Origin of the sequence: Rubrimonas cliftonensis (assembly GCF_900107585.1) — a bacterium.
Taxonomy (GTDB): Bacteria; Pseudomonadota; Alphaproteobacteria; order Rhodobacterales; family Rhodobacteraceae; genus Rubrimonas; species Rubrimonas cliftonensis.
Genome location: NZ_FNQM01000027.1, coordinates 1 through 20,330, shown reverse-complemented (window position 1 = coordinate 20,330; position 20,330 = coordinate 1). Strand labels below are relative to the sequence as shown.

The 20,330-nt window shown below is 71.7% G+C and carries 18 protein-coding genes; 4 read left to right on the top strand and 14 right to left on the bottom strand.

Annotated features, from left to right (window positions below):
- Window positions 1–30 precede the first annotated feature (30 nt).
- The 13 genes from BLW43_RS20215 to BLW43_RS20155 form a co-directional block, all read right to left on the bottom strand.
- Entirely contained in the window at window positions 31–1,047 is a 1,017-nt protein-coding gene (locus BLW43_RS20215) for a zinc-dependent alcohol dehydrogenase family protein (RefSeq protein ID WP_093256232.1), read from the bottom strand.
- Between the two features lie 224 nt (window positions 1,048–1,271).
- Window positions 1,272–2,798 (bottom strand): VOC family protein, encoded by a 1,527-nt coding sequence (locus BLW43_RS20210; RefSeq protein ID WP_093256257.1) that lies wholly within the window; start codon window positions 2,796–2,798, stop codon window positions 1,272–1,274.
- Between the two features lie 59 nt (window positions 2,799–2,857).
- The gene (locus tag BLW43_RS20205) at window positions 2,858–3,862 is read right to left on the bottom strand and encodes a zinc-dependent alcohol dehydrogenase family protein (protein WP_093256230.1); all 1,005 of its coding nucleotides are present in this window, start codon (window positions 3,860–3,862) and stop codon (window positions 2,858–2,860) included.
- Window positions 3,859–4,848: a pirin family protein gene (locus tag BLW43_RS20200; RefSeq protein ID WP_093256229.1), complete on the bottom strand. Its 990-nt coding sequence runs from the start codon at window positions 4,846–4,848 to the stop codon at window positions 3,859–3,861. The genes BLW43_RS20205 and BLW43_RS20200 overlap by 4 nt, the downstream gene beginning before the upstream one ends.
- Window positions 4,845–6,458: an MFS transporter gene (locus BLW43_RS20195; protein WP_093256227.1), complete on the bottom strand. Its 1,614-nt coding sequence runs from the start codon at window positions 6,456–6,458 to the stop codon at window positions 4,845–4,847. The genes BLW43_RS20200 and BLW43_RS20195 overlap by 4 nt, the downstream gene beginning before the upstream one ends.
- Complete coding sequence (locus tag BLW43_RS20190) at window positions 6,455–7,360, bottom strand: efflux RND transporter periplasmic adaptor subunit (protein ID WP_093256256.1); 906 nt, start codon at window positions 7,358–7,360, stop codon at window positions 6,455–6,457. The genes BLW43_RS20195 and BLW43_RS20190 overlap by 4 nt, the downstream gene beginning before the upstream one ends.
- 12 nt (window positions 7,361–7,372) lie before the next feature.
- Window positions 7,373–8,338: an alpha/beta fold hydrolase gene (locus tag BLW43_RS20185; protein WP_093256225.1), complete on the bottom strand. Its 966-nt coding sequence runs from the start codon at window positions 8,336–8,338 to the stop codon at window positions 7,373–7,375.
- Window positions 8,339–8,361: 23 nt separating this feature from the next.
- Entirely contained in the window at window positions 8,362–10,323 is a 1,962-nt protein-coding gene (locus BLW43_RS20180; protein WP_245731148.1) for an amidohydrolase, read from the bottom strand.
- Window positions 10,320–10,586, bottom strand: a complete 267-nt coding sequence (locus BLW43_RS20175; RefSeq protein ID WP_093256223.1) for a DUF1427 family protein — start codon at window positions 10,584–10,586, stop codon at window positions 10,320–10,322. The genes BLW43_RS20180 and BLW43_RS20175 overlap by 4 nt, the downstream gene beginning before the upstream one ends.
- A 4-nt stretch (window positions 10,587–10,590) precedes the next feature.
- Entirely contained in the window at window positions 10,591–11,274 is a 684-nt protein-coding gene (locus tag BLW43_RS20170; protein ID WP_093256222.1) for a hydrolase, read from the bottom strand.
- Between the two features lie 85 nt (window positions 11,275–11,359).
- Window positions 11,360–12,016, bottom strand: coding sequence for a response regulator transcription factor (locus BLW43_RS20165; RefSeq protein ID WP_093256220.1), 657 nt, complete (start codon window positions 12,014–12,016; stop codon window positions 11,360–11,362).
- Window positions 12,009–13,481 (bottom strand): MASE4 domain-containing protein, encoded by a 1,473-nt coding sequence (locus BLW43_RS20160; RefSeq protein WP_175479026.1) that lies wholly within the window; start codon window positions 13,479–13,481, stop codon window positions 12,009–12,011. The genes BLW43_RS20165 and BLW43_RS20160 overlap by 8 nt, the downstream gene beginning before the upstream one ends.
- Before the next feature lie 359 nt (window positions 13,482–13,840).
- The gene (locus tag BLW43_RS20155; protein WP_093256217.1) at window positions 13,841–14,233 is read right to left on the bottom strand and encodes a RidA family protein; all 393 of its coding nucleotides are present in this window, start codon (window positions 14,231–14,233) and stop codon (window positions 13,841–13,843) included.
- 202 nt (window positions 14,234–14,435) lie between these two features.
- On the opposite strand from BLW43_RS20155, the gene BLW43_RS20150 reads away from it, so the two are divergent.
- From BLW43_RS20150 to BLW43_RS20140, 3 genes are all read left to right on the top strand, one after another.
- Window positions 14,436–14,990 carry a TetR/AcrR family transcriptional regulator gene (locus BLW43_RS20150; protein WP_245731147.1) on the top strand — a complete coding sequence of 185 codons (555 nt, stop codon included), beginning with the start codon at window positions 14,436–14,438 and terminating at the stop codon, window positions 14,988–14,990.
- A gap of 123 nt (window positions 14,991–15,113) precedes the next feature.
- Window positions 15,114–16,124: a homoserine dehydrogenase gene (locus tag BLW43_RS20145; protein WP_093256214.1), complete on the top strand. Its 1,011-nt coding sequence runs from the start codon at window positions 15,114–15,116 to the stop codon at window positions 16,122–16,124.
- On the top strand, window positions 16,121–16,825 hold the full coding sequence (locus tag BLW43_RS20140) for a glutamine amidotransferase (protein WP_093256212.1): 705 nt from the start codon (window positions 16,121–16,123) through the stop codon (window positions 16,823–16,825). The genes BLW43_RS20145 and BLW43_RS20140 overlap by 4 nt, the downstream gene beginning before the upstream one ends.
- A gap of 60 nt (window positions 16,826–16,885) precedes the next feature.
- Here BLW43_RS20140 and BLW43_RS20135 read toward each other — a convergent pair whose 3' ends face one another.
- Window positions 16,886–19,870 (bottom strand): cyclic nucleotide-binding domain-containing protein, encoded by a 2,985-nt coding sequence (locus BLW43_RS20135; protein ID WP_093256210.1) that lies wholly within the window; start codon window positions 19,868–19,870, stop codon window positions 16,886–16,888.
- A 276-nt stretch (window positions 19,871–20,146) separates the two neighbouring features.
- On the opposite strand from BLW43_RS20135, the gene BLW43_RS24085 reads away from it, so the two are divergent.
- Window positions 20,147–20,330, top strand: a 184-nt coding sequence (locus BLW43_RS24085) for a hypothetical protein (protein ID WP_217632256.1), incomplete at its 3' end; no start/stop codon positions are given.

The window sequence follows — 20,330 nt, the reverse complement described above, 5'->3', positions numbered from 1 at the left end:
CCCGGACGCGCCGCGGGCCGCCCGAACGGATCAGGCCGCGGCCATAAGGGGCGGCACGATCGTCTTCGCCTCGCCCGAAACGTCGATCGCGACCTTCCCGCGCAGACCGCGCCGCGATCCCGTCTCCAGAACCTCGTGCCCCTCCGCGAGGCGGTCGAGCGGAAGCACGGCGCCGATCACCGGCCGCACGAGGCCGCGCTCGACGAGGGTCGTCAGCGCGTCGAGCTTGCCGCGGTTCTGGCGGGTGAAGACGAAGTGATAGGAGGCGTTCCGACCCCAGGCCTCGATGAGGTTCTGCGGCGTCGCGAGATCGACGAGCGAGACGACGCGCCCGAGGGGCGCCAGCACCAGCGGGCTCCGCGTGAGGGTGTCGCCGCCGATGGTGTCGAAGACGACGTCGACCCCGCGCCCGCCGGTGAGCGCGTTCACGGCTTCGACGTAATCGGTGGATGCGAAGTCGACCGCATCGTCGGCGCCGAGCGAGCAGACGAAATCATGATCCCTCGCGAGCGCCGTCGTGACGACCCTCGCGCCGATGGCCTTGGCGACCTGGATCGCGATCGTCCCAACGCCGCCCGCGCCGCCGTGGATGAGGATCGTCTCGCCGACCTGTAGCTGGGCGCGAATTACGAAGGCCTCCCAGACGGTTCCGCCCACGAGCGTCAGGCTCGCCGCCTCGACGTGTGAAATGTTGCGCGGCTTGCGGCCGACGAGATCGACGTCGGCGACATGGACCTCCGCGTACGACCCGGCGCCGCCGAAGATCTTCGGCGTGTAGTAAACCTCATCGCCGGGGGCGAACTCCGTGACATCCGCGCCGACGGCCTCGATCACGCCGGAGATATCGTGACCGATCACGGCCGGCAGCGGCACGTAGTCGGCGTAGTCGCCGCGACGGATCTGATAGTCGAGCGGGTTGATCGCCGTGGCGTGCACGCGAACGCGAACCTGCCGCGCGCCGAACGGAGCGACGGGAAGGGTCTGGACCTCGAACGTGTCGGGACCGCCGAAGCGGGTCAGGACGACGGCCTTCATCGTGTCGGACATGCTGTCTTCCTTTCGTCGCACCGACAGACTCAGAGACCTGAGAGCGGAAACGGGCGGGGCATCCGCCAGCCTCCTCGGGCGCTCAGCCGCGGTGTGCCCGGTGGGGGCGATTGCTGTGCGGATCCGACCCTACCGAAAGCCGGGAGCAGTGCGGCGCGGGGGGTGCTGTGCTGTTGCCGATCTTGCGCCGTTCGCCCCGGCGACGAGCGGCCCGGGGCTGCGGATCACTCGGCGTCGGCAGTTTCCCCGAGCCACCGGGCAGCCTCGGCGACATCCATCGCGGACAGCTCATGGCCGACCGGAAGCATCTGAGCCGCCACGTCTGCGCCGCAGGCTCTCAGGTCGTAAGCCATCGTCGGCGCGCTTCCGACAACGAGGTCGTCACGCCCATCGAGCAAGAGAACGCGCGTCGTCGAAGGGTCGGCTGGGCGGCGACGCTCCATCGCCTGAGCGGCTCGCATCAGGATCGCGCGGCGTACGATCCCGGGGTGAAGCTGGATCACGGCGGCAAGAAAGCTCGCACCGTTGGAGTATCCAAGGAAGGCCAGCCTGTCCGCGTCCAGCCCATAGCCGGACACCGCGCCCTCGACGAACGCCGCGAAGGCTTCGGCCTCAGCGCGGAGGTCCGCCGGATCGGCCCTCGTGGCGTCCACTCGATTGAACCACCGGCTGGATCCGGCCTCCGTCGCCCGGCCTCGCACGCCCAGAAGCGTCGCATGGGGCGCGATCCGCCGCGCGATCGGCATGAGGTCTGCTTCGCTTCCGCCGACGCCGTGCAGCAGGACGAGGGTCGTCCCGTTGGGATGGTCGGGCCGATTGAAGCGATGCACGAACGGCAGATCGCGAGCGGGGAACCGCGCTTCGCCCGGCATAACGAATTGCGGCAGCATCGCCTTCAGGTCGTCCGCGCGGTCGGCGTCGTGCAGCGGCAGAAACAATGTCCGACCCAGTTCTTCGGGCGCCTCGTCGACCGTCATCCCGGGCCCGTCGGTCGCGTATTCCATCAGGATGCCGGCGGGATCGCGGACGTAGAGCGACAGGAAGTATTTCCTGTCATGGACCTCGGTCGGCCCATGGTCCCTGAGCGACAGACGCATGGACCCGACCGCATCGGCGTCCGGCGCGCGGAACGCCGCATGGTCCGGAACGCCGGCCCCCGGCACGGACGGCACGAAGCCGGTCGCCTCCCTGACGTCGATGACGTCGGTGTCGGAGACCATGCGCTGGGTCTGGCCTTCGCGCCTGGCGGGGCGGTAGCCGAAGCGCGTCAGGAAGCCAGCGGTCTCCGCCGCCTTGTCTGTCAGCAGGGTGACGCCCCGCAGCCGGGTGGGCGCGCCGGGACGCGGCGCCGCGGTCGACATCTCGACGCCGACCAGTTTCACGATCAGCCCGTCCGGGTCCTTCAGTCGCAGGATGGGCTCTACGAACTCGCGGGACGGTCCGTCGAACGGAACGCCGGCCGCGAGCGCCCTCGACAGCCAGTCGCCGAGGGACGTCGGCGAAACCGCGAGCGCCACTTCCGACACCTGGCCGATGCCGGTGCGGCCGCGTCCGGAGGCTTCCCACACGAGGAAGGTCAGCAGGGAGCCCGGGCCGCCGACGCCGTCGCCGTAGAGCAAGTGCAGTTGCTCGGCGTCGGCATAGCCGGCTGTCCGCTTCACCAGCCTGAGGCCGAGGAAGCCGACGTAGAAGTCGACGTTGGCCTGCACGTCGGCGGTGATCCCGGTGACGTGGTGAAGGCCGGTCGTCATGGCGTGCATCTTCCGTTGCTGTTCCGTCGACCGTAGGGCGCCCCGCCGGGGCGACGCCACTACAGCGGCGCCGGAAGCCTGACGGTCTGGCCGATGACGTCGATCGCGACCTTGCCCCGAAGCCCGCAGGCGCCGCCGGCTTCGAGCAGTTCGTGGGCGTCGCCGATCCGGTCCAGCGGAAGCACCGCGCCGATCACGGGCTTGATGAGGCCGCGCTCCACCAGCGTCGTCAGCGCGTCGAGCTTGCCGCGGTTCTGGCGGGTGAAGACGAAGTGGTAGGCGGCGTTCTTGCCCCAGGCCTCGATCAGGTTCTGCGGCTGCGCGATGTCGACGATACTGACGACCCGCCCGGCGTCGGCGAGGATCAGCGGGCTTTTCGTCAGGGTGTCGCCGCCGATGGTGTCGAAGACGACGTTCACGCCACGTCCGTCCGTAAGCTCGGGGACGGCCGAGACATAGTCGTCGGTCGCGTAGTCGATCACCTCATCGGCGTCGAGCGACCGCACGAAGTCATGGTTGCTCGCGCGCGCCGTCGTGATGACCCGTGCGCCCATCGCCTTGGCGAGCTGGATCGCCGCCGTGCCCACGCCGCCGGCGCCGCCGTGGATCAGGACCGTCTCGCCGACGGCGAGCTGGGCGCGGGTCACCAGAGCCTCCCAGACTGTGCCGCCGACAAGGGTGAGGCTGGCGGCCTCCACATGGTCGATGTTGCGCGGCTTGCGGGCGACCAGATCGACGTCGGCGACGTGCTGCTCCGCGTAGGAGCCGGGGCCGCCGAAGATTCTTGGCGTGTAGTAGACCTCGTCGCCGACGTCGAACTCGCCGACGTCCGCGCCGGTCTGCTCCACGACGCCGGAGACGTCGTGACCGATGATGGCGGGGAGCGGCACATGGTCGACGTAGTCGCCGCGCCGGATCTGGTAGTCCAGCGGATTGATCGCCGTGGCGTGCACGCGCACCCGGACCTGCCGAGGTCCGACGGGCGGGACTGGAACCTCGCGCAGCTCGAACGCGTCGTAGCAGCCGAACCTGGCGAGAATCATCGCCTTCATCGTGGCGGTCATCCCGATGTCCCTTCCCGATTTCGACCGAAGCTCGACCGCCCCCCGACGGCGCGGCGGGGATCGCCGGCGGCTTGGGGCAGGGGGATGAACTCGGCCTCGTCGCCGGGCACGGTGTCGAAGCGGCCGCGGGCCCATTCCTCCTTGGCCTCGGCGATGCGCTCGAGGCGGGAGGAGACGAAGTTCCACCAGATCCAGCGCGGCCCCTCCATCGGCTCGCCGCCGAACAGCATCACGCGGGCCGCGGTGACGGCGCGCACGGCGTGGGGGTCGCCGGGGCGCAGGATCAGCAGCTGGTCGCGCGCGAAGCGGTCGCCGGCGATCTCGATCTCGCCCTCGAGCACATAGACCGCCCGTTCCTCGTAGCCGGCGTCCACCGGCAACGCGGCGCCGGCGGCCAGTTGCGCGTCAACGTACAGCGTGGGCGAGGCGACCGCCAACGGCGAGGACGCGCCGAACGCGTCGCCCGCGATCAGCCGCGCCGTGACGCCCTGCGCCTCGATCACCGGCGTCTGCGTGGCGGCGTGGTGCAGGAAGGCGGGGTCGCTCTCTTCGGCGTCCGCCGGCAGCGCCATCCAGCTCTGCACGCCGAACAGGCGCTGGCCGGTCGCCTTCTTCGCGTCGTCGGTGCGCTCGGAATGCACCACGCCGCGGCCCGCGCGCATCCAGTTCACCGCGCCGGGCTCGATGAGCTGGTCGGCGCCGGTGCTGTCGCGGTGCCAGATGCGGCCCTCAAGCAGATAGGTCAGGGTGGCGAGGTTGATGTGCGGGTGCGGGCGCACGTCCACGCCCTGATCGGTAAGGAACTCGGCCGGGCCCATCTGGTCGAAGAAGATGAAGGGGCCGACCATCTGGCGCTGCACGCTGGGCAGCGCGCGGCGCACGGTCATCTCGCCGAGATCCACCGCACGGGGCGCGATCACGGTCTCGACGGCGTCGCAGGCGGCTCGATTTCCCAGCGTGGGCTCGGGACAGGGGCTCCAGCTCATGGCGCAGTCTCCTTGGCGACAGGATTGGCGGGCAGGTGATGGCGCACCTCGGGGCGCGTGCCGAGAAGGGCGGCGATGGCGTCCTGCAGGCGCCGCTCCTCGCCGGTGACGCGGGCGTGCTGGCGCTGGTGCTCCAGCCACGAGGCGACGAGGAAGCTCTCGGTCAGCACCCCCGGACGTTCCAGCGCCTCGGTCAGCCGCCACGCGTAGCCGCCGTCGCGCAGGCGGCTGTCGCGCAGCCGCGCGATCAGGGCTGCAAAGGCGGGCCGGGCGGCGTCGGGGACGGCGTAGTCCAGCGTGACCATCACCGGTCCGACGTCGCCGCGCTCGGGCGGGACATGCGGCGGGGCGGGCCAGTGCAGGCTTGGGGAGAGGTCCTCGGCGCCGGGCGCGAGGCGCACGCGCAGCGACAGGATCGCCGCGATGCAGAGCCCGACGGCGGCCGTCATCAGCGCCGCCGGCACGCCGGCGCGCTCGGCGATCAGCCCCCACACGAGCGCGCCACCAGCCATGGCGCCGAAGAACGCCGTGAGAAACAGCGACAGGCCGCGCGCGCGCACCCAGTTGGGCAGCGCCGACTGCGCGGCGACCTGAAAGCTCGACAGGCAGGCGATCCAGCTCGCGCCCGCCAGCGCGGCGGCGGCCGCGGCGGCGACGGGCGACGCCGCCACGGCGAGCACGCCCATCGCGAGCGCCGTGCCGAGCCCGCCAAGCAGCACCAGCCGGTTGATCTCGATCCGCGCGCGCAAGCGCGGCAGCAGCAGAGCGCCGCCGACCGCGCCGGCGCCGACGCAGCCTAGCAGGACGCCGTAGAGGCCCGAACCGCCGCCGAGCACGTCCCGCGCCACCAGCGGCAGCATCGCCCAATAGCAGGAGGCGAAGAGGAAGAACGCGACGGCGCGCAGGATCACGCGCCTCAGGCCGGGGCTGCGGCGGGCGAAGCGCAGGCCCGCGACCATCGCGGGCAGCACGTGTTCCGGCGGCAGGGCGCCTTCGGCCTGCTTCTCGCCCCGCCACCACCAGAGCGCCAGCAGCACGCCGACGAAGCTGAAGGCGTTGGCGACGAAGGGCGCGGCCAGCCCCAGCGCTACGATCAGCAGGCCCGCGACCGCCGGGCCGATGGCGCGGCTGACGTTGACGCCGACGCCGTTCAGCGAGACCGCGGCGGTGAGCTGCTCACGCGGCACGAGGCCCGGGACGACCGCCTGCCACGCCGGCGCGATGAACGCGGCGCCGGTCCCCAGCAGGAAGGTGAACAGCAGCAGCAGCGGCGCCGTCATCGCTCCGGCCGCGACGATCGCCGCAAGCGCGGTCGCCGTCAGCGCCATCAGGGCGTTGACGACCAGCAGCAGCCGGCGCCGGTCGACCACGTCGGCCAGCGCGCCCGCCGGCAGGGCGAACAGGAACACCGGCAGCGTCGTCGCCGCCTGCACCAGCGCCACCATCGCCGGGCTCGGCGCGAGCGTCGTCATCAGCCAGCCGGCGCCGACGTCGTTCATCCAGGTGCCGGTCTGCGACAGCACCGTCGCGCCCCAGAGCATGGCGAAGGGGCGGCTGGCGAAGGGCGCGAAGGCGGAGGCCGCCGGGTCGACGGTCGCGGCGGCGGTCATGGCGCGCGGCCCGGGTCGACCGGCGCGGCGGCGGCCTGCGAGACGACCTCGACGGCCATGCCGGGACGCAGGATCGCGTCGGGGTTGGGAAACCGCGCCCAGACCGTGACGGCGCCGGTGGCCGGGTCCACCTCCGCGCTCGCGGCGTGGGGCGTCGCCTCGGCCGGGTAGAGCCGCCCGCCGGGCAGCCGCAGCGTGACGCGCAGGCCCGCGAGCAGCGCTTCGACGGTTTCCGCCCCGGAGGCCTCGAGCACGGCGAGCCGGTCGGCGTAGGGCGCCGCGTAGGCCACGACGGCCGGATCGAGCGACACGATCTCGGCCAGCGGCGGCGCCGCTTCGGCCTCGAGGAACGCGCCCACCGCCACCATCGGGCGCGACACGTAGCCGGAGATCGGCGCGCGGATCACAACGCGTTCGAGATCGAGCGCAGCGCGGTCGCGGCCGGCCTGCGCCAGGGCGACCCCGGCGCGGGCGGCGGCGCGCTCGGTGCGCGCCGAGCCGACCTGCGCGTCGGACGCGACGCCGCGCTCGGACAGCTCCTCCTGCCGCGCGGCGCGGCGCTCGGCGCCCTCGCGCAGAGCCAGCGCCCCGGCGAGCTCCGCCTCCGCCGCGGCGAGCGCCAGCTCGGCGTCGGTCGCATCGAGCCGGATGAGCGGTTGGCCGCGCTCGACCTTCTCGCCGCCCTGAAACAGGATCGCCGCCACGACGCCGTTCAGGCGGCTGGAGAGGACGGCGCGCTCCGCGGCCTCGACGCGTCCCTGAAACCGCAGCGTCTCGGCCGAGGCGGCGGCTGCGGCGACGCCTGCGGCGAGGATCGCCGCGCAGGCCAGCGCGACCCGGCGGGCCGCAAGAGGACGGCTTGCGATGCGCGTCGGCCGCCGCGCGTCGTTCCTGTCCTGCATCATCGGCCCTCCTCAGCCCCGCAGGAACGCGAGCACGTCGGCGTGGAAGCGGTCCTTGTGGGTGTCGGGCAGGCCGTGCGGCGCGCCGGCGTACTCGATAAGCGTCGCGTGGGGAACGAGCTTCTTGGCGGCGCGGGCCGAGGCGTCGATGGGCACCACCTGATCGTCGTCGCCGTGGATGATCAGGGTCGGCCGGTCGAACTTCTTGAGGTCCTCGGTGAGGTCGGTCGCCGAGAAGGCCGCGATGCTGTCGTAGGTGTTCCTGAAGCCCGCCTGCATGCCCTGCTGGAACCAGCTCTCGATCAGGCCCTGGCTGACCGTCGCGCCGGGGCGGTTGAAGCCGTAGAACGGCCCCGAGGCGATGTCGCGGTAGAACTGGGCGCGGTCGGCGCGCTGGGCGGCGCGAAAACCGTCGAACACCTCCAGCGGCAGGCCGCCGGGGTTGGCGTCGGTCTTCAGCATCAGCGGCGTAATGGCGGAGATGAGGCCCAGCCTCGCGATCCGGCCCGTGCCGTGGCGGCCGACATAGCGCGCGACCTCGCCGCCGCCGGTCGAGAAGCCGAAGGCCGACACCTCGCGCAGGTCGAAGGCGTCGATCACCTGCGCCAGGTCATCGGCGTAGTGGTCCATGTCGTTGCCGTCCCAGGGCTGGGACGAGCGGCCATGGCCGCGGCGGTCATGGTGGACGACGCGGAAGCCCTCGTTGGCGAGAAAGAACGCGAGGCTCTCCCAGCTGTCGGCGTTGAGCGGCCAGCCGTGGCTGAGGGTGACGGCCGGGCCGTCCTTCGGCCCCCAGTCCTTCACGTAGAGGCTGACGCCGTCGCGGGTGGCGATGGTGGTCATGGGGAGGTCTCCGGCAGCTGTTCCGGGGGCGGCGGCCCGTCCGGCGAAGGGTGAGAGGGCTGCGGCCGTCAGCGCGGCCGATCCGGCGAGGACAGTGCGCCGGTCGAGCGGCGCCGATGCGAATGCGTCGGTCATGGTCGGTCTCCGGCGGTCAGGGATCAGACGGCGAAGCAGGCGCAGCCGAGCGCGCCCCAGAAGGCGCGTCGGTCCGCGACCGGGACCGGGCTCTCCCAGGCGATGCGGTGGTCGTGGCCGTGCACCCCGCAGCCAGAGCCGCAGCCGTCCGAACAGGACCGCGCGAAGCGGCGAAGCTGCGGCGCGTCGGCGCGCATGCCCGGCGTCGCGGCGGCGTTCACCGGGCTCCAGTCGGGCGCGGCGGGCGGCAGGGGCGGCGCCAGCGGACTGAGGTCGCCCGCGCCGTGGACGATGCGCCCCCCCATGACGGTGAGCACCGACTCGATGCCCCGGATCTCCTCGGGCGGCACGGCGAAATAGTCCGCCGACAGCACGGCGAGGTCGGCGTAGGCGCCGGGCTCCAGCGTTCCCTTCTCGTCCGCCTCGCCCGAGAACCACGCCGACCCTTGCGTCCAGAGCCGCAGCGCCGTCTCGCGGTCGAGCACGTTGCTCTCGTCGTAGAGCGACATGCCCCCCAGCGTCTTGCCGGTGGTCAGCCAGTAGAGCGCCACCCACGGATCGTAGGAGGCGACGCGCGTAGCGTCGGTGCCGGCCCCCACTGGAACTCCCGCCTCGATCATCCGCCCCACCGGCGGCGTCGCCTCGGCGGCGTAGCGCCCGTAGCGCTGGACGAAATATTCGCCCTGGAAAGCCATGCGGTGCTGGATGGCGATGCCGCCGCCAAGCGCCGCCACGCGGTCGATGTTGGACGGGCTGATGGTCTCGGCGTGGTCGATGATGAAGCGGGTCGGCCAGGCTTCCCCGCCAGTGACCTGCTCGATCACGCCGAGGAAACGCTCGATGCTTTCATCGTAGGTGGCGTGGATGCGGAACGGCCATTTCGCCGCCGCCAGCCGCTCGAGGATCGGCGCCAGCTCGCTCTCCATCGTCGGCGCGAGGTCAGGCCGCGGTTCAAGGAAGTTCTCGAAGTCGGCCGCCGACCAGACGAGGTTCTCGCCCGCGCCGTTCATCCGCAAGAGCGCGTCGCCCGCGCCCGGCTCGGTCATCGCGATCCAGCGCTCGTAGTCCGACAGCTCCTGCCCCGCCTTCTGCGCGAACAGGTTGTAGGCGATGCGCACGGTCATCTGGCCGTCGGCGTGGAGCTTCTCGATGACGGCGTAGTCGTCGGGGTAGTTCTGGCCGCCGCCGCCGGCGTCGATCACCGAGGTCACCCCAAGCCGATTCAGCTCGCGCATGAAGTGGCGCGTCGAGTTGAGCTGCTGCTCGAAGGGCAGCGTCGGGCCCTTCGCCAGCGTGGAATAGAGGATCAGCGCCGAGGGCCGGGCGACCAGCAGGCCGGTCGGCTCGCCGCGGGCGTCGCGCACGATCTCGCCGCCCGGCGGGTTCGGCGTATCGCGGTTGAAGCCGAGAACGCGCAGCGCGGCGCGGTTCAGCAGCGCGCCGGCGTAGAGGTGCAGGATGAAGCAAGGCGTCTCGGGGGCGGCGGCGTTGATCTCGTCCAGCGTCGGCATCCGGCGCTCGGCGAACTGGTGTTCGGACCAGCCGCCGACCACGCGCACCCATTGCGGCGCCGGCGTGCGGTCGGCCTGCGCCTTCAGCATCCGCAGCGCGTCGGCCAGCGAGGGGACGTTCTCCCACCGCAGCTCCATGTTGAAGTTCAGCCCGCCGCGTATGAGGTGCGTGTGGCTGTCGTTCAGCCCGGGGATGACCCGCCGCCCGCCTAGCGCGACCACCTGCGTGGCCGGGCCGGCCATCGCCATGATCTCGGCGTCGGTCCCGCTGGCGGCGATGCGCCCGTCGCGGATCGCCAGCGCCTGCGCCTCGGGGCGCGCGGGGTCGAGCGTCGTGATCCGGCCGTCGCGCAGGATCAGGTCGGGGGCGTCCGCCATGGTCTGGCCCTTGGATGCGAGGGGAGAGAGGCCGAGGGCCGCGCCACCGGCGAGGACGGCGCGGCGGCCGATCATATGGTTGGCGCGCCCGCTCACGCCTTCGGCTCCGCGTCGGGCCGGCCGGGCAGCGGCCCCAGCACATGCGCGCCGCAGGTCTCGCGCAGCGCCGCGGCGTCGACCGCGTGGCCGGCCAGCAGCCGCTTGGCCAGCGGCGGGAGCTGCTCGCCGAGAAGGATGCCCAGCAGCCCGACCAGCGCCACCACCGGCGGCGCCGGAGAGCGGACGTTGACCAGCGCATAGATCACGCCGACCAGCAGGCCGACCGCCAGCGCCAGCAGATAGGGCTTCGCGGCGAGCATCGGCTCAGACCGCCGGAACGGGGTCGAGCGTCGGGCCGTGCGACACCCGCTCGGGCGCCTTGTGGACCATGGTGTAGGCGTAGTCGACGCCCATGCCGTAGGCGCCGGAATGCTCCTTCACGATGCCCATGACGGCGTCGTAGGTCGCCCGGTGCGCCCAGTCGCGCTGCCACTCCAGCATCACCTGCTGCCAGGTCACGGGAACGACGCCCGCCTGGATCATGCGCAGCATCGCGTAGTCGTGCGCGCCCTTCGAGGTGCCGCCCGAGGCGTCCTCGACCATGTAGATCTCGTAGCCGCCGTCGCGCATCGCCTCCAGCGCGAACGAGTTGTTGCACACCTCGGTCCACAGACCCGCGACCACCACCTTCTTGCGGCCGTTGGCGGCCAGCGCGTCGCGGACCTTCTGGTCGTCCCACGAGTTCATCGAGGTGCGCTCCAGCAGCGGCGCCTCGGGCAGGACGGCGAGGATCTCGGGGTAGGTGTGGCCCGAGAAGCTCTCGGTCTCGACCGTGGTGATCGTCGTCGGGATCGCGAACACCTTCGCCGCCTTCGCAAGCGCCACGACGTTGTTCTTCAGCGCCTGCCGGTCGATCGACTGTACCCCGAACGCCATCTGCGGCTGGTGGTCGATGATGATGAGCTGGCTGTTGCTCGGCGTCAGGAGGTCGAGTTTCGGATCGGACATCTGGGTCTCCGTGGTCGTCGGGCGCGGGGCGCCCTTCGGCCCTGCGATCGACCGGACCCTGATCCGTCGCGATGGATGGGATCAATTATACCGAAGCGTCAGGCGCCTCATCTCTCGCCGCCAGCCGATCGGCGATGCGCACCAGTTCCGGCAGCGACCGCGCCTCCATCTTGCGCATCACCTGGGCGCGGTGGGTCTTTACGGTGATTTCGCTGATCGAAAGGGTCGCCGCGACCTCCTTGTTGGCGAGGCCGCTCGCCACCAGCGCCATGATCTCGCGCTCGCGTGGGCTCAGGCTCTCGCGGAGCCGCCGCCAGCGGTCGAGCGCCGCCGCCTCGCAACGGCGCGTCCGGTCGACGTCGAGCGCGCGATGCACCGCGTCGAGCAGGTCCTGGTCGCGGAACGGCTTGGCCAGGAACTCGACCGCGCCCGCCTTCATGGCCCCCACCGCCATCGCCACGTCCGCGTGGCCCGAAATGAAGATCACCGGCGTCTGGTTGCCCGCCGCCCGCAGGTCGCGCTGCAGATCGAGCCCGCTGCGCGCCGGCAGCCGCACGTCGAGGACCACGCAGCAGGGCGCGTCGGGGCATTCCGCCGCGAGAAACGCGGCGGCGGACGGAAACGCGACAGTCTTCTGCCCTACCGACTCGAGCAGGCTCACGATGGCGTCGCGCACCGAGGCGTCGTCATCCACGACAAGGACGACGGCCTGCTCCTCGTCGTCCTGCGTCTCGTCAGACATTGTCGTTCCCCCGCGGCAGGGCGATCTCGAAGACGGCGCCGCCCTCGGGCCGGTTGGCCGCCATGATCCGGCCGCCGTGACCCTCGACGATGGTGCGGGCGATCATGAGGCCGAGTCCCATGCCGCGCGGCTTTTCCGATTGGAACGGTCCGGCCGGCATGTCGAGCAGCGCCGGCGGAAGCCCAGGGCCTGCGTCGCTCACGGACAGGACGCACGCCGCACCCTCTGCGCGCGCGCTCAGCGTCACGATGCGCCGCCCGCCAGGCGTCAGCGCCATCGCTTCGATGGCGTTGACGACGAGGTTCAGCACCGCCTGCCTGAGCTGATCCGCATCGCCCCTCACGCGCAGCCCGGTAGCCGCGCCCCGGTCGATGGCGACGCGCGCGCCCGCCGCCTCCGCGCGCGCGAGCGCGGCGACCGAGGCGAGTAGCGATCCCGCATCGACCAGCCCGTCGCGAGACGGTCCGCGCCCGAACGAGCGGCGCAGCCCGTCGAGCACCCGCCCCGCCCGCGCGCCCTCCGCGCCGATCGCCGCCAGCCTTTCGCGCGCCCTGAGCAGATCCGGATTGCCCCGGTCAAGCCATCGCCCGGCGGCTTCGGCGCTGGTGACGATCGCCGTTAGAGGCTGGTTGAGCTCGTGCGCGATGGCTGCTCCCAGCGCCTCTAGCGAGGCCTCGCGGGCGCGACGGGCCTGCACCTCGGCCGCGAGCTTGCTCACCGACCGGGCGGTGGCGACCACGGTGTCAACCAGCAGCGCCAGCGCGACGACGGCGACGGCGACCAGTCCGAAGAGCCGCCCCGCTCCCCACGCGACGCTGAGGCGTACGCCGTCGGCCAGAAAGCCGAGCATCGCAATTTCGACGAGGAAGGCGGCCAGCGCGACCAGCAGCCAGAGGTCAAGCACGCAGAACGGCCGCAGGCGCGCGATCGCGACAGCGGCGACGAGAGTCGCAGCGATGCCCGCCCAGAGCACGAAATCCCACGCGGCGGTCGGAACGCGGGCGTCGACCATCAGCTTGGGCACGATCGTCGACAGACCGCCCGCGGCGCCCGTGACGATCAACGCCGCGAGCGCCGAAACAACCACGGTCGCGACCGCTGTCGTCGGCGACCAGGGGCGCCACACCTCCGGCGCATCGGCGCGCCGGCGCAGCAGCGCATAGGCCAGCAGGCCGAGCGGAAACGCCAGGCGCCTGAATGCCGCGATCACGGCTGTGGTCTGAAGATCGCCGCCGAGGAGGCCCTCCGGCGCCAGCACGCCGGGGAAGCTTGCCGCCCAGGCGACCGCGGTGAAGCCGTTGAACAGGTAGGCGGCGGCGAGCGCGAGGAGCGCCGGGGCGCCCACGGCGACGTATTGCGAGATGAGAAGCGTCGCCGTGAACACGTCGAACATGAGCACCACGGCCACGTAGGCGGGCAGCAGCGGCGCGATGATGTCGAGCTGAATCGAAGCGACGGGCGCCACGACCGCCATCCCGCCCGCCAGCAGGGCCACGCAGGCCCCAGCTGCAACGAGCTCTCCGCGCGAGGGGCGCCTCGCCGGCAGAACGGTTTGTGGAAGGTGCTTCATCTCCGCCACGAGCCAGTCGCTGCCAGGCGCAGCGCACGCAATCTGCACCAGGATGTTCGCGCGAGCCACTTTGCCGTTCAGGGCGCATGGACCGACGCGCGACTGCGCGGCGCGGCGTTTCCGCCGGGGGCCAGAGGCGATCCCAGTGTCCGCGGACCGATCCGCCGCGGCGGAGGAGCCTCGCCTTCATGCGAGAAACGTCGCTTCGGTGTCCCTGCGTCTTGGTTGCCGCGCCGGCCGGGCCGGCGACGCGCCTATGCGGGAATGCGCGCGATCACCTTGATCTCGAAGTCGAAGCCGGCGAGCCAGTTGACGCCGACGGCGGTCCAGGTCGGGTGCGGCGGGGCGGCGAAGATCCGGCTCTTGACCTCCATCATCGTCGGGAACTGGTTCTCGGGATCGGTGTGGAAGGTGGTGACGTCGATCACGTCGTCGAAGGTGCAGCCTGCGGCCTCCAGCACCGATGCGAGGTTCGCGAACGCCTGTTCGACCTGGCTTGCAAAATCGGGTTCGGGCGAGCCGTCGGTTCGGCTGCCGACCTGGCCGGAGACGAACAGCAACTCGCCGGAGCGCACCGCGGCGGAGTAGCCGTGCTTCTCGTAGAGCGCGTGCCGGCCGGCGGGGAAGATCGCGTCGCGTGGTGTCATGGGTGTCGTCCTGTCTGGGTGAGGTGTCGGGAGGGTGCGGACCGCTGCGCCCTGCGGCGTGGAGAAGCCGCCCCGCTGGAGCGAGATCGCGCTACCTTTCGGCTGGACGGAACGCTGCCGTCTCGTCGCAAATGGGATCGCGTGAATGGAACGCAAGCGTATCGACGCATCATCGCGACGACCGCCGAGCGGCGCGGCGGTGATGCGACCGGACCTGACGACGGCGCTGCGCCGCGCGCTGTTCGAGGAATGGTCGCAGACCGGCTATGTGGGGATCAGCCTCGAGAGCGTGGCGCTGCGGGCCGGGGCGGGCAAGGCCGCGATCTATCGGCGCTGGCCCTCCAAGCTCGCCTTCGCCTCGGATGCGATCGAGACGGTCGGGGTCGACCTCGCCGCCTTCTCCGACTGCGGCTCGCTGGAGGCGGACCTGACGGCGTTCCTGCTCACGATGCGCCGGGCGCTGCGCCATCGGCTGGTGCGGCGCATCCTGCCGGACCTGCTCGCCGAGCGCGCCTGCTCGCGCGACCTCGCGCCACTGATCGACCGCCTCGCCCGTCGGCGCCGGGCGGAGGGGGAGCGGATGCTCGACCGCGCCGTCGCGCGCGGCGAGCTGCGCACCCACCTCGACCGCGAGCTTGCGCTAGACCTGATCCCGTCGCCGCTCTACTGGCGCATGATCGTGCGCGAGCGGGCGACGACGCGCGCCGAGGTGGATCGGCAGGCCCGCGCGCTGGTCGCGGCGCTGCGAGCCTGCTGAACCGTGGGGCGCGCGCATTCCGGTCCGATGCGTCGCCCGCCGCCATCGGGGCTTTCAGGGTTGACCGCCGGCGCCCAGTCGCGCACGGAATTCGGGTGTCGCCCCTGCGAAAGGATCGACCCCATGCGGACCGTCAAGGTCGCCGTCGCTGGATTCGGCGGCGTGGGACGCGCCACGGCGACCCTGCTGCTGTCGCGCCGAGAGCGCTACCGGCGTGTCCATGGCGCTGACGTGCGCATCGTCGCAGCCTGTGGGTCAAGCGCCGGCGTCGCCGACCCCGCAGGTCTGGAGGCCGAGCGGTTCGACGCGCTCAAGGACGGCCTGACGGGGCCGGACTTCGTGGCGGCGAGCGGCGCCGACATCCTGATCGAGGCCGGGCCGACCGACTTCCGTACCGGCGGCCCGGGTCTCGCCTACATCCGGTCGGCGCTGTCGGCCGGGCGGGATGCGGTCGTCATCTCCAAGGGCGCGCTGATTCACAGCGGACGCGAACTGCGCGAGAGTGCCCAGGTCTCGGGCGCAATGCTGAAGATCAGCGGCGCCGCGGCCGCCGCCCTGCCGACCATCGACCTGCTCGACAACAGCCTGACCGGCTGCAAGGTACTCGGCGTCGATGGCGTCCTGAACGCCACCACGAACCATCTGCTCGACGCGATGACCACCCGGGGGCTCGGCTTCGAGCAGGCGCTGCGTGAGGCGCAGGCGGGCGGCTTCGCCGAGGCCGACCCGCGCAACGACGTCGAGGGCTGGGACACCGCCTGCAAGCTGCTGTTGATCGCCAATTTCGGCCTCGGCGCCGACCTGACGATGCACGACCTCGCCGTCGAGGGCATCCAGTCCGTCACGGCCGGGGACGTCGCCGCCTGGCGCGCGGCGGGCCTCGTCCCGAAGCTCGTCGGCACCATCGCCTTCGAGGGCGGCGTGATCCGGGCGAGCGTCGGCGTCAGGACCTATCCGCCGACCGATCCGTTCGCCCAGGTCCGCGGCAAGGCGAAGGCGATCCGCATCATGACCGACGGCATGGGCGAGACGGTCGCCATCTCGAACGGCGCGGAGCCGCTGGCCACCGCCGCCGCCGCGTTGAAGGACCTCGAACACATTCTGGTGGCGCGGGCCAAGGGGCGCTCGTCATGACCCGGCGCACCGTTCAGGCCATCCGCCATGTCGGCTTCGAGGATCTCGGCGGCTTCGCGGCGCCCTTGCGCGCGGCGGGCTACGACATCGCGTATGTCGACGCAGCCGAGCACGACCCCGGCGCGCTCGATCCGCTCGCGCCTGATCTTCTGGTGGTCCTCGGCGGCCCGATCGGCGTCAACGACGCCGCCGCCTATCCGGTCGTGGCGGCGGAGATCGCGCTGCTGCGCGCGCGCCTCGCCGCCGACCGGCCGACGCTCGGCGTCTGCCTCGGCGCGCAGCTGATGGCCGCCGCCCTCGGCGCCGCGGTCCGTCCCGGTCCGGCCAAGGAGATCGGCTGGGCGCCGCTCGACCTGACCGAGGCGGGCGCGCGCCATCCGCTGGCCGCGCTGCGCGACGTTGCCGTTCTGCATTGGCATGGCGACATCTTTGATCTGCCGGAGGGTTGCGACCGCCTCGCCTCGACCCCCCTCTGCCTGAACCAGGCGTTCTCGCGCGGCCCGACCGTGCTTGGCCTCCAGTTTCACCCGGAGGTGCTCGGTGCGCGCTTCGAACATTGGCTTCTGGGGCACGCCAGCGAACTGGCGACGTCGGGCGTCGATCCCGTCACGCTGCGCCGGGACGCGGGGCGCCATGCAGCGCTGCTGGAAAGGGCTGGCGCGGCCTTTGTGGCTGAGTGGCTGGCCGGTCTCGAACGCTAGCCGCGCCGGACGGGCGCGGACGGAAACACCGCCGCGCCAGCCGCGCTGCGGCCAAGCATCCTACACCGCCTTAGGCTCAAGCGGCTCCGCCTCGCGGCCCCCGCCATGCGCGCTGCGCTGCAGCTCCTCGCCCGCCTCGACAAGATGGCCCGAGACGGTGCGCAGCAGGCTGAGCGTGACAGAGATGTCGCTTTCGATAACCGCGCGCATGGCGCGGGCGTCGATGCGCAGCGCCGTCAGCGGCGTGGTCGCCACGAGATCGAGGCGGCGCGGCTCGTCGAGGATCACGGCGAGATCGCCGATCACGCGGCCGGGCGCGACCGCGTCGAAGGGCTCCGAGACGCCTGCGGCGTTGATCGCGCGCAGTTCGGCGCCGCCGGCGACGATCAGATAGGCGCCGTCCGGCGGGTCGCCGGTCCGGAACAGCGCCTCGCCCGCGCCGGCCTTCACCCAGGTCGAGCCGAAGGCGAGCAGCCTGAGCTGTCGGCGGTCGAGCCCCCGGAACGGCTGGGCCTTCTCCAGCTTGGCGACCTTCTTGCGCAGGTCGGCCGCGCCGGGGTCGGCGTCCTCGCGCGCGGCCCGGACATCCCCGACCAGCCGGCCCTCCTCGATCTCGAGGTAGAGATCGAAGCTGTCGCGATGGACGAAATCCTCCTCCAGAAAGATCAGCGTGGTCTCCGGCAGGAGGTCGCGCAGCCGGCGCCGCATCCGCAGGCGGCTGTCGCGGTCATGGGAGGCGAGCGCGCGATCGAGGATCAGGATGTCGGGGCGCTTCAGCGCGGCGCGGACGAAGGCGATGCGCTCATAGGCGACCGGCGGGAGGTTGGCGCCGCCGACGGTCGTGGGCGCGTCGTAGATGAGTTCCGCGATCAGCCCGCGCAGGCCCTCCGCCTCGAGCGTCTGCGCGACCAGCCGGCGCGCCTTGTCGCCCGCCGCCCCCGCCGCCAGCGCGATCTTCCCGAACACCGCGTTCTCGAGCACGGACAGGCCCGACGACGCCTCGTCCTCGCGCAGCGGCGCGAAGGCGTCGCCGGCCGCCGCGCGCAGCGCGTCTCGATGCGCGAGGCGCAAGGCCATGATCTTCTCTTTCAGCGGCTCGGGAAACGCGGCCCCGATCTGCTCGGCGGAGAAGCGGAACGGCACAGTCTGGAGCAGCCGCCGCTGCCATGGCGCCAGCGACCGGGCGCCGCGGTCGCGCAGTTGCGCCTCGACTCCAAGGAGCTTGGCGAAGAAGGCCTCGTCCACCGCAAGCCTGCGGAACATCGGGTGTTCGGCGCCGACGCCGCCGAAGGCGCTGCGCAGCGCGGCGAGGACGTCGCCGCCGAGCTCCTGCAACTCAGCCGCGAGGCCGAGCGCATCGAGCGCGGCGAGAAAGCGCGAATCCTTCGCGAGATGCTCCTGCGCGACGTCGCGCGTCGGCACGGCGAACATCAGGTTGCCGCCTACCGGCAGCCCGGGATTGAAGGTCTCGGGGTCGAACCGGTGCACGGCGCCGGACAGTCCGGCCGCGGCGAGGCGCTCGGCCACGAGCAGCCTCAGCGCGGCGAGCCGGCGCGCCAGCTCCGGGTGCTCGGCGGCGTCGAAGCGCCGGTCGAGCCCGGTGTCGAACAGGTAGCCGGTGGTCTCCATGGCGTCGGTGAGCTGGAGCCACCAGTCGAGTAGCGCCGCCCGCGCCTCCGGTCCGTCCTGGGCCCCGGCGGGGTCGAGCCCGAGAGTGAGGTTCTCGCCGATCCGCCCCGCGAAGACGTAGGGGCCGGGGCCGGCGTAGCCGACGCGCGCGGCGATCGTCGCCTGATGCAGCGCGCCGAGATCGGCCCCGCCGATCCGCACCCGGCCCGCGGTCGGCGTCGTCTCGCGGGTGAGGAGTTCGGCGACGGCGCGCCGCTCCTCCTCGCTGCGGCTGGCCACGGCGATCAGTCCGCCGGCGGGCAGCGTGACGCTCAGCTCGTCGAGCAGCACGCCCCCGCCAGCGTCGCGCACCGTCACGTTCTCCAGCGCGATGGCGCCGTTGAGCCGCGGGTGATCGGCCGGCCGTCCCTCGAACAGCGCCTCGGGCAGCAGGCCGCGCGGCTCGAAGCGCTCCACCAGCACGCGCCAGCGCATGCTCATCTCCTGCGACTGGTTCCACCACAGCAGCAGCTCCTTCCACGGCGCGGAGAGGTCCTTGTGCGCGGCCACCGCCGCGACCAGCGCGCCGATGGTGAGATCGCCGCGGATCGCCAGCCAGCCGCCGAAGGCGTAGAACGTCAGCGGCGTCATCTGCGTGATCAGGTTGTTGACGAACTTCAGAAAGAACTTCCGCTCGTAGATCTGAAAGCGGATCTCGGCGAGCCGGCCGAGCCTGCTGTCGGCCATGGCGAGCCGCCGGGTCCAGCCGCCCGCGACGCGCAGATCGCACGCGCCGGCCGCGTTCTCGCCGATCTCCTCGGCGAAGCGGCGCACCTCCGCCACGCGCTGCTTGTTCAGGAGGTTGATCCGCCGCTGCATGGCCGGGATCAGGATCGCCTGCACCGGAATCAGGGCTGCGGCGGCGATCCCGAGCCATGGGTTCTGCAGGTAGAGGAACCCGAGGATCGTCAGCATCATGCCGCCCTGAAACACCGGCTGCGCGATCAGATCGCCCATGATCCCGCCGAGCGGCTCGGTCTCGCCCGTGATCATCGAGACGATCTCGCCCTGGCTGGTGCGGCGCAGGTGCGGCCTGGGAAAGCGCAGCACGCGCTGGATCAGCTGGCGGCGGAAGTCCTGCAGCAGCCGCTCGGCGAGCTTTCCCTTCATCGTGTTGACGCGCATTTTCATCAGGCCCTGGCCGAGGATCGCGACCAGCAGCAGCAGGCACAGCAAGGCGAGAAGCTCGACCTGAGAGAGCGCGACGCCCGCGACCTCGCGTGGCGCGTCCCCTCCGGAAATGGCGTCGTTGACGATGCGCTTGGGAAGCTCAAGCGTGGCGTAGAGGAATGGGAACGACAGCAGCGTCACCCCAAGAACGCCAATCTGGCGCCATTTCGAACTGCGCCAAATGTAGCCGACAAGCGTTTCGGTCATGCGCGATCCTTTGACTGCCCGGCCTGGCGACGGGTGCGGTCGAGCCCTGGGCGGCGCGACCCGCCATGTTCGTCCCGGCGCCCGCAAAAGGATCGGGATCGCGTCGACCCCGCGCAAGCGGACTCCATGATGGCGCCGCGGCTCATTCCGGGGGCCGAGCGTCTACGCGAGTGTGGATAGGCGCGATGGCGCTACCCCTCACGTCTACGAGATCTCAATGACCTGTGAGGCCGATCGGCGTCGAACCCCTGCGCCGATCCACATGATGCTTGGCTTATGGCGATCGTGATCGATCAGGGTCCGATTCAGCGGAACATGGAAGAGTCGATCGGCAAAGCCGGCAGGGCGACCCGGGACGGCGACGCGGCTATGTTGCGCAAAGGTGGCTGGCGGAGGGATTCACGTCGCGAATCCAGCGTGATAGCCGGGGTGGATGAGCAAGCCGACACCCCCGACGTAC

Coding starts and splice junctions, on each gene's coding strand:
- BLW43_RS20215 (WP_093256232.1), bottom strand. CDS start 1,047: ATGTCCGACACGATGAAGGCCGTCGTCCTGACCCGCTTCGGCGGTCCC.
- BLW43_RS20210 (WP_093256257.1), bottom strand. CDS start 2,798: ATGACGACCGGCCTTCACCACGTCACCGGGATCACCGCCGACGTGCAG.
- BLW43_RS20205 (WP_093256230.1), bottom strand. CDS start 3,862: ATGACCGCCACGATGAAGGCGATGATTCTCGCCAGGTTCGGCTGCTAC.
- BLW43_RS20200 (WP_093256229.1), bottom strand. CDS start 4,848: ATGAGCTGGAGCCCCTGTCCCGAGCCCACGCTGGGAAATCGAGCCGCC.
- BLW43_RS20195 (WP_093256227.1), bottom strand. CDS start 6,458: ATGACCGCCGCCGCGACCGTCGACCCGGCGGCCTCCGCCTTCGCGCCC.
- BLW43_RS20190 (WP_093256256.1), bottom strand. CDS start 7,360: ATGCAGGACAGGAACGACGCGCGGCGGCCGACGCGCATCGCAAGCCGT.
- BLW43_RS20185 (WP_093256225.1), bottom strand. CDS start 8,338: ATGACCGACGCATTCGCATCGGCGCCGCTCGACCGGCGCACTGTCCTC.
- BLW43_RS20175 (WP_093256223.1), bottom strand. CDS start 10,586: ATGCTCGCCGCGAAGCCCTATCTGCTGGCGCTGGCGGTCGGCCTGCTG.
- BLW43_RS20170 (WP_093256222.1), bottom strand. CDS start 11,274: ATGTCCGATCCGAAACTCGACCTCCTGACGCCGAGCAACAGCCAGCTC.
- BLW43_RS20165 (WP_093256220.1), bottom strand. CDS start 12,016: ATGTCTGACGAGACGCAGGACGACGAGGAGCAGGCCGTCGTCCTTGTC.
- BLW43_RS20155 (WP_093256217.1), bottom strand. CDS start 14,233: ATGACACCACGCGACGCGATCTTCCCCGCCGGCCGGCACGCGCTCTAC.
- BLW43_RS20150 (WP_245731147.1), top strand. CDS start 14,436: ATGCGACCGGACCTGACGACGGCGCTGCGCCGCGCGCTGTTCGAGGAA.
- BLW43_RS20145 (WP_093256214.1), top strand. CDS start 15,114: ATGCGGACCGTCAAGGTCGCCGTCGCTGGATTCGGCGGCGTGGGACGC.
- BLW43_RS20140 (WP_093256212.1), top strand. CDS start 16,121: ATGACCCGGCGCACCGTTCAGGCCATCCGCCATGTCGGCTTCGAGGAT.
- BLW43_RS20135 (WP_093256210.1), bottom strand. CDS start 19,870: ATGACCGAAACGCTTGTCGGCTACATTTGGCGCAGTTCGAAATGGCGC.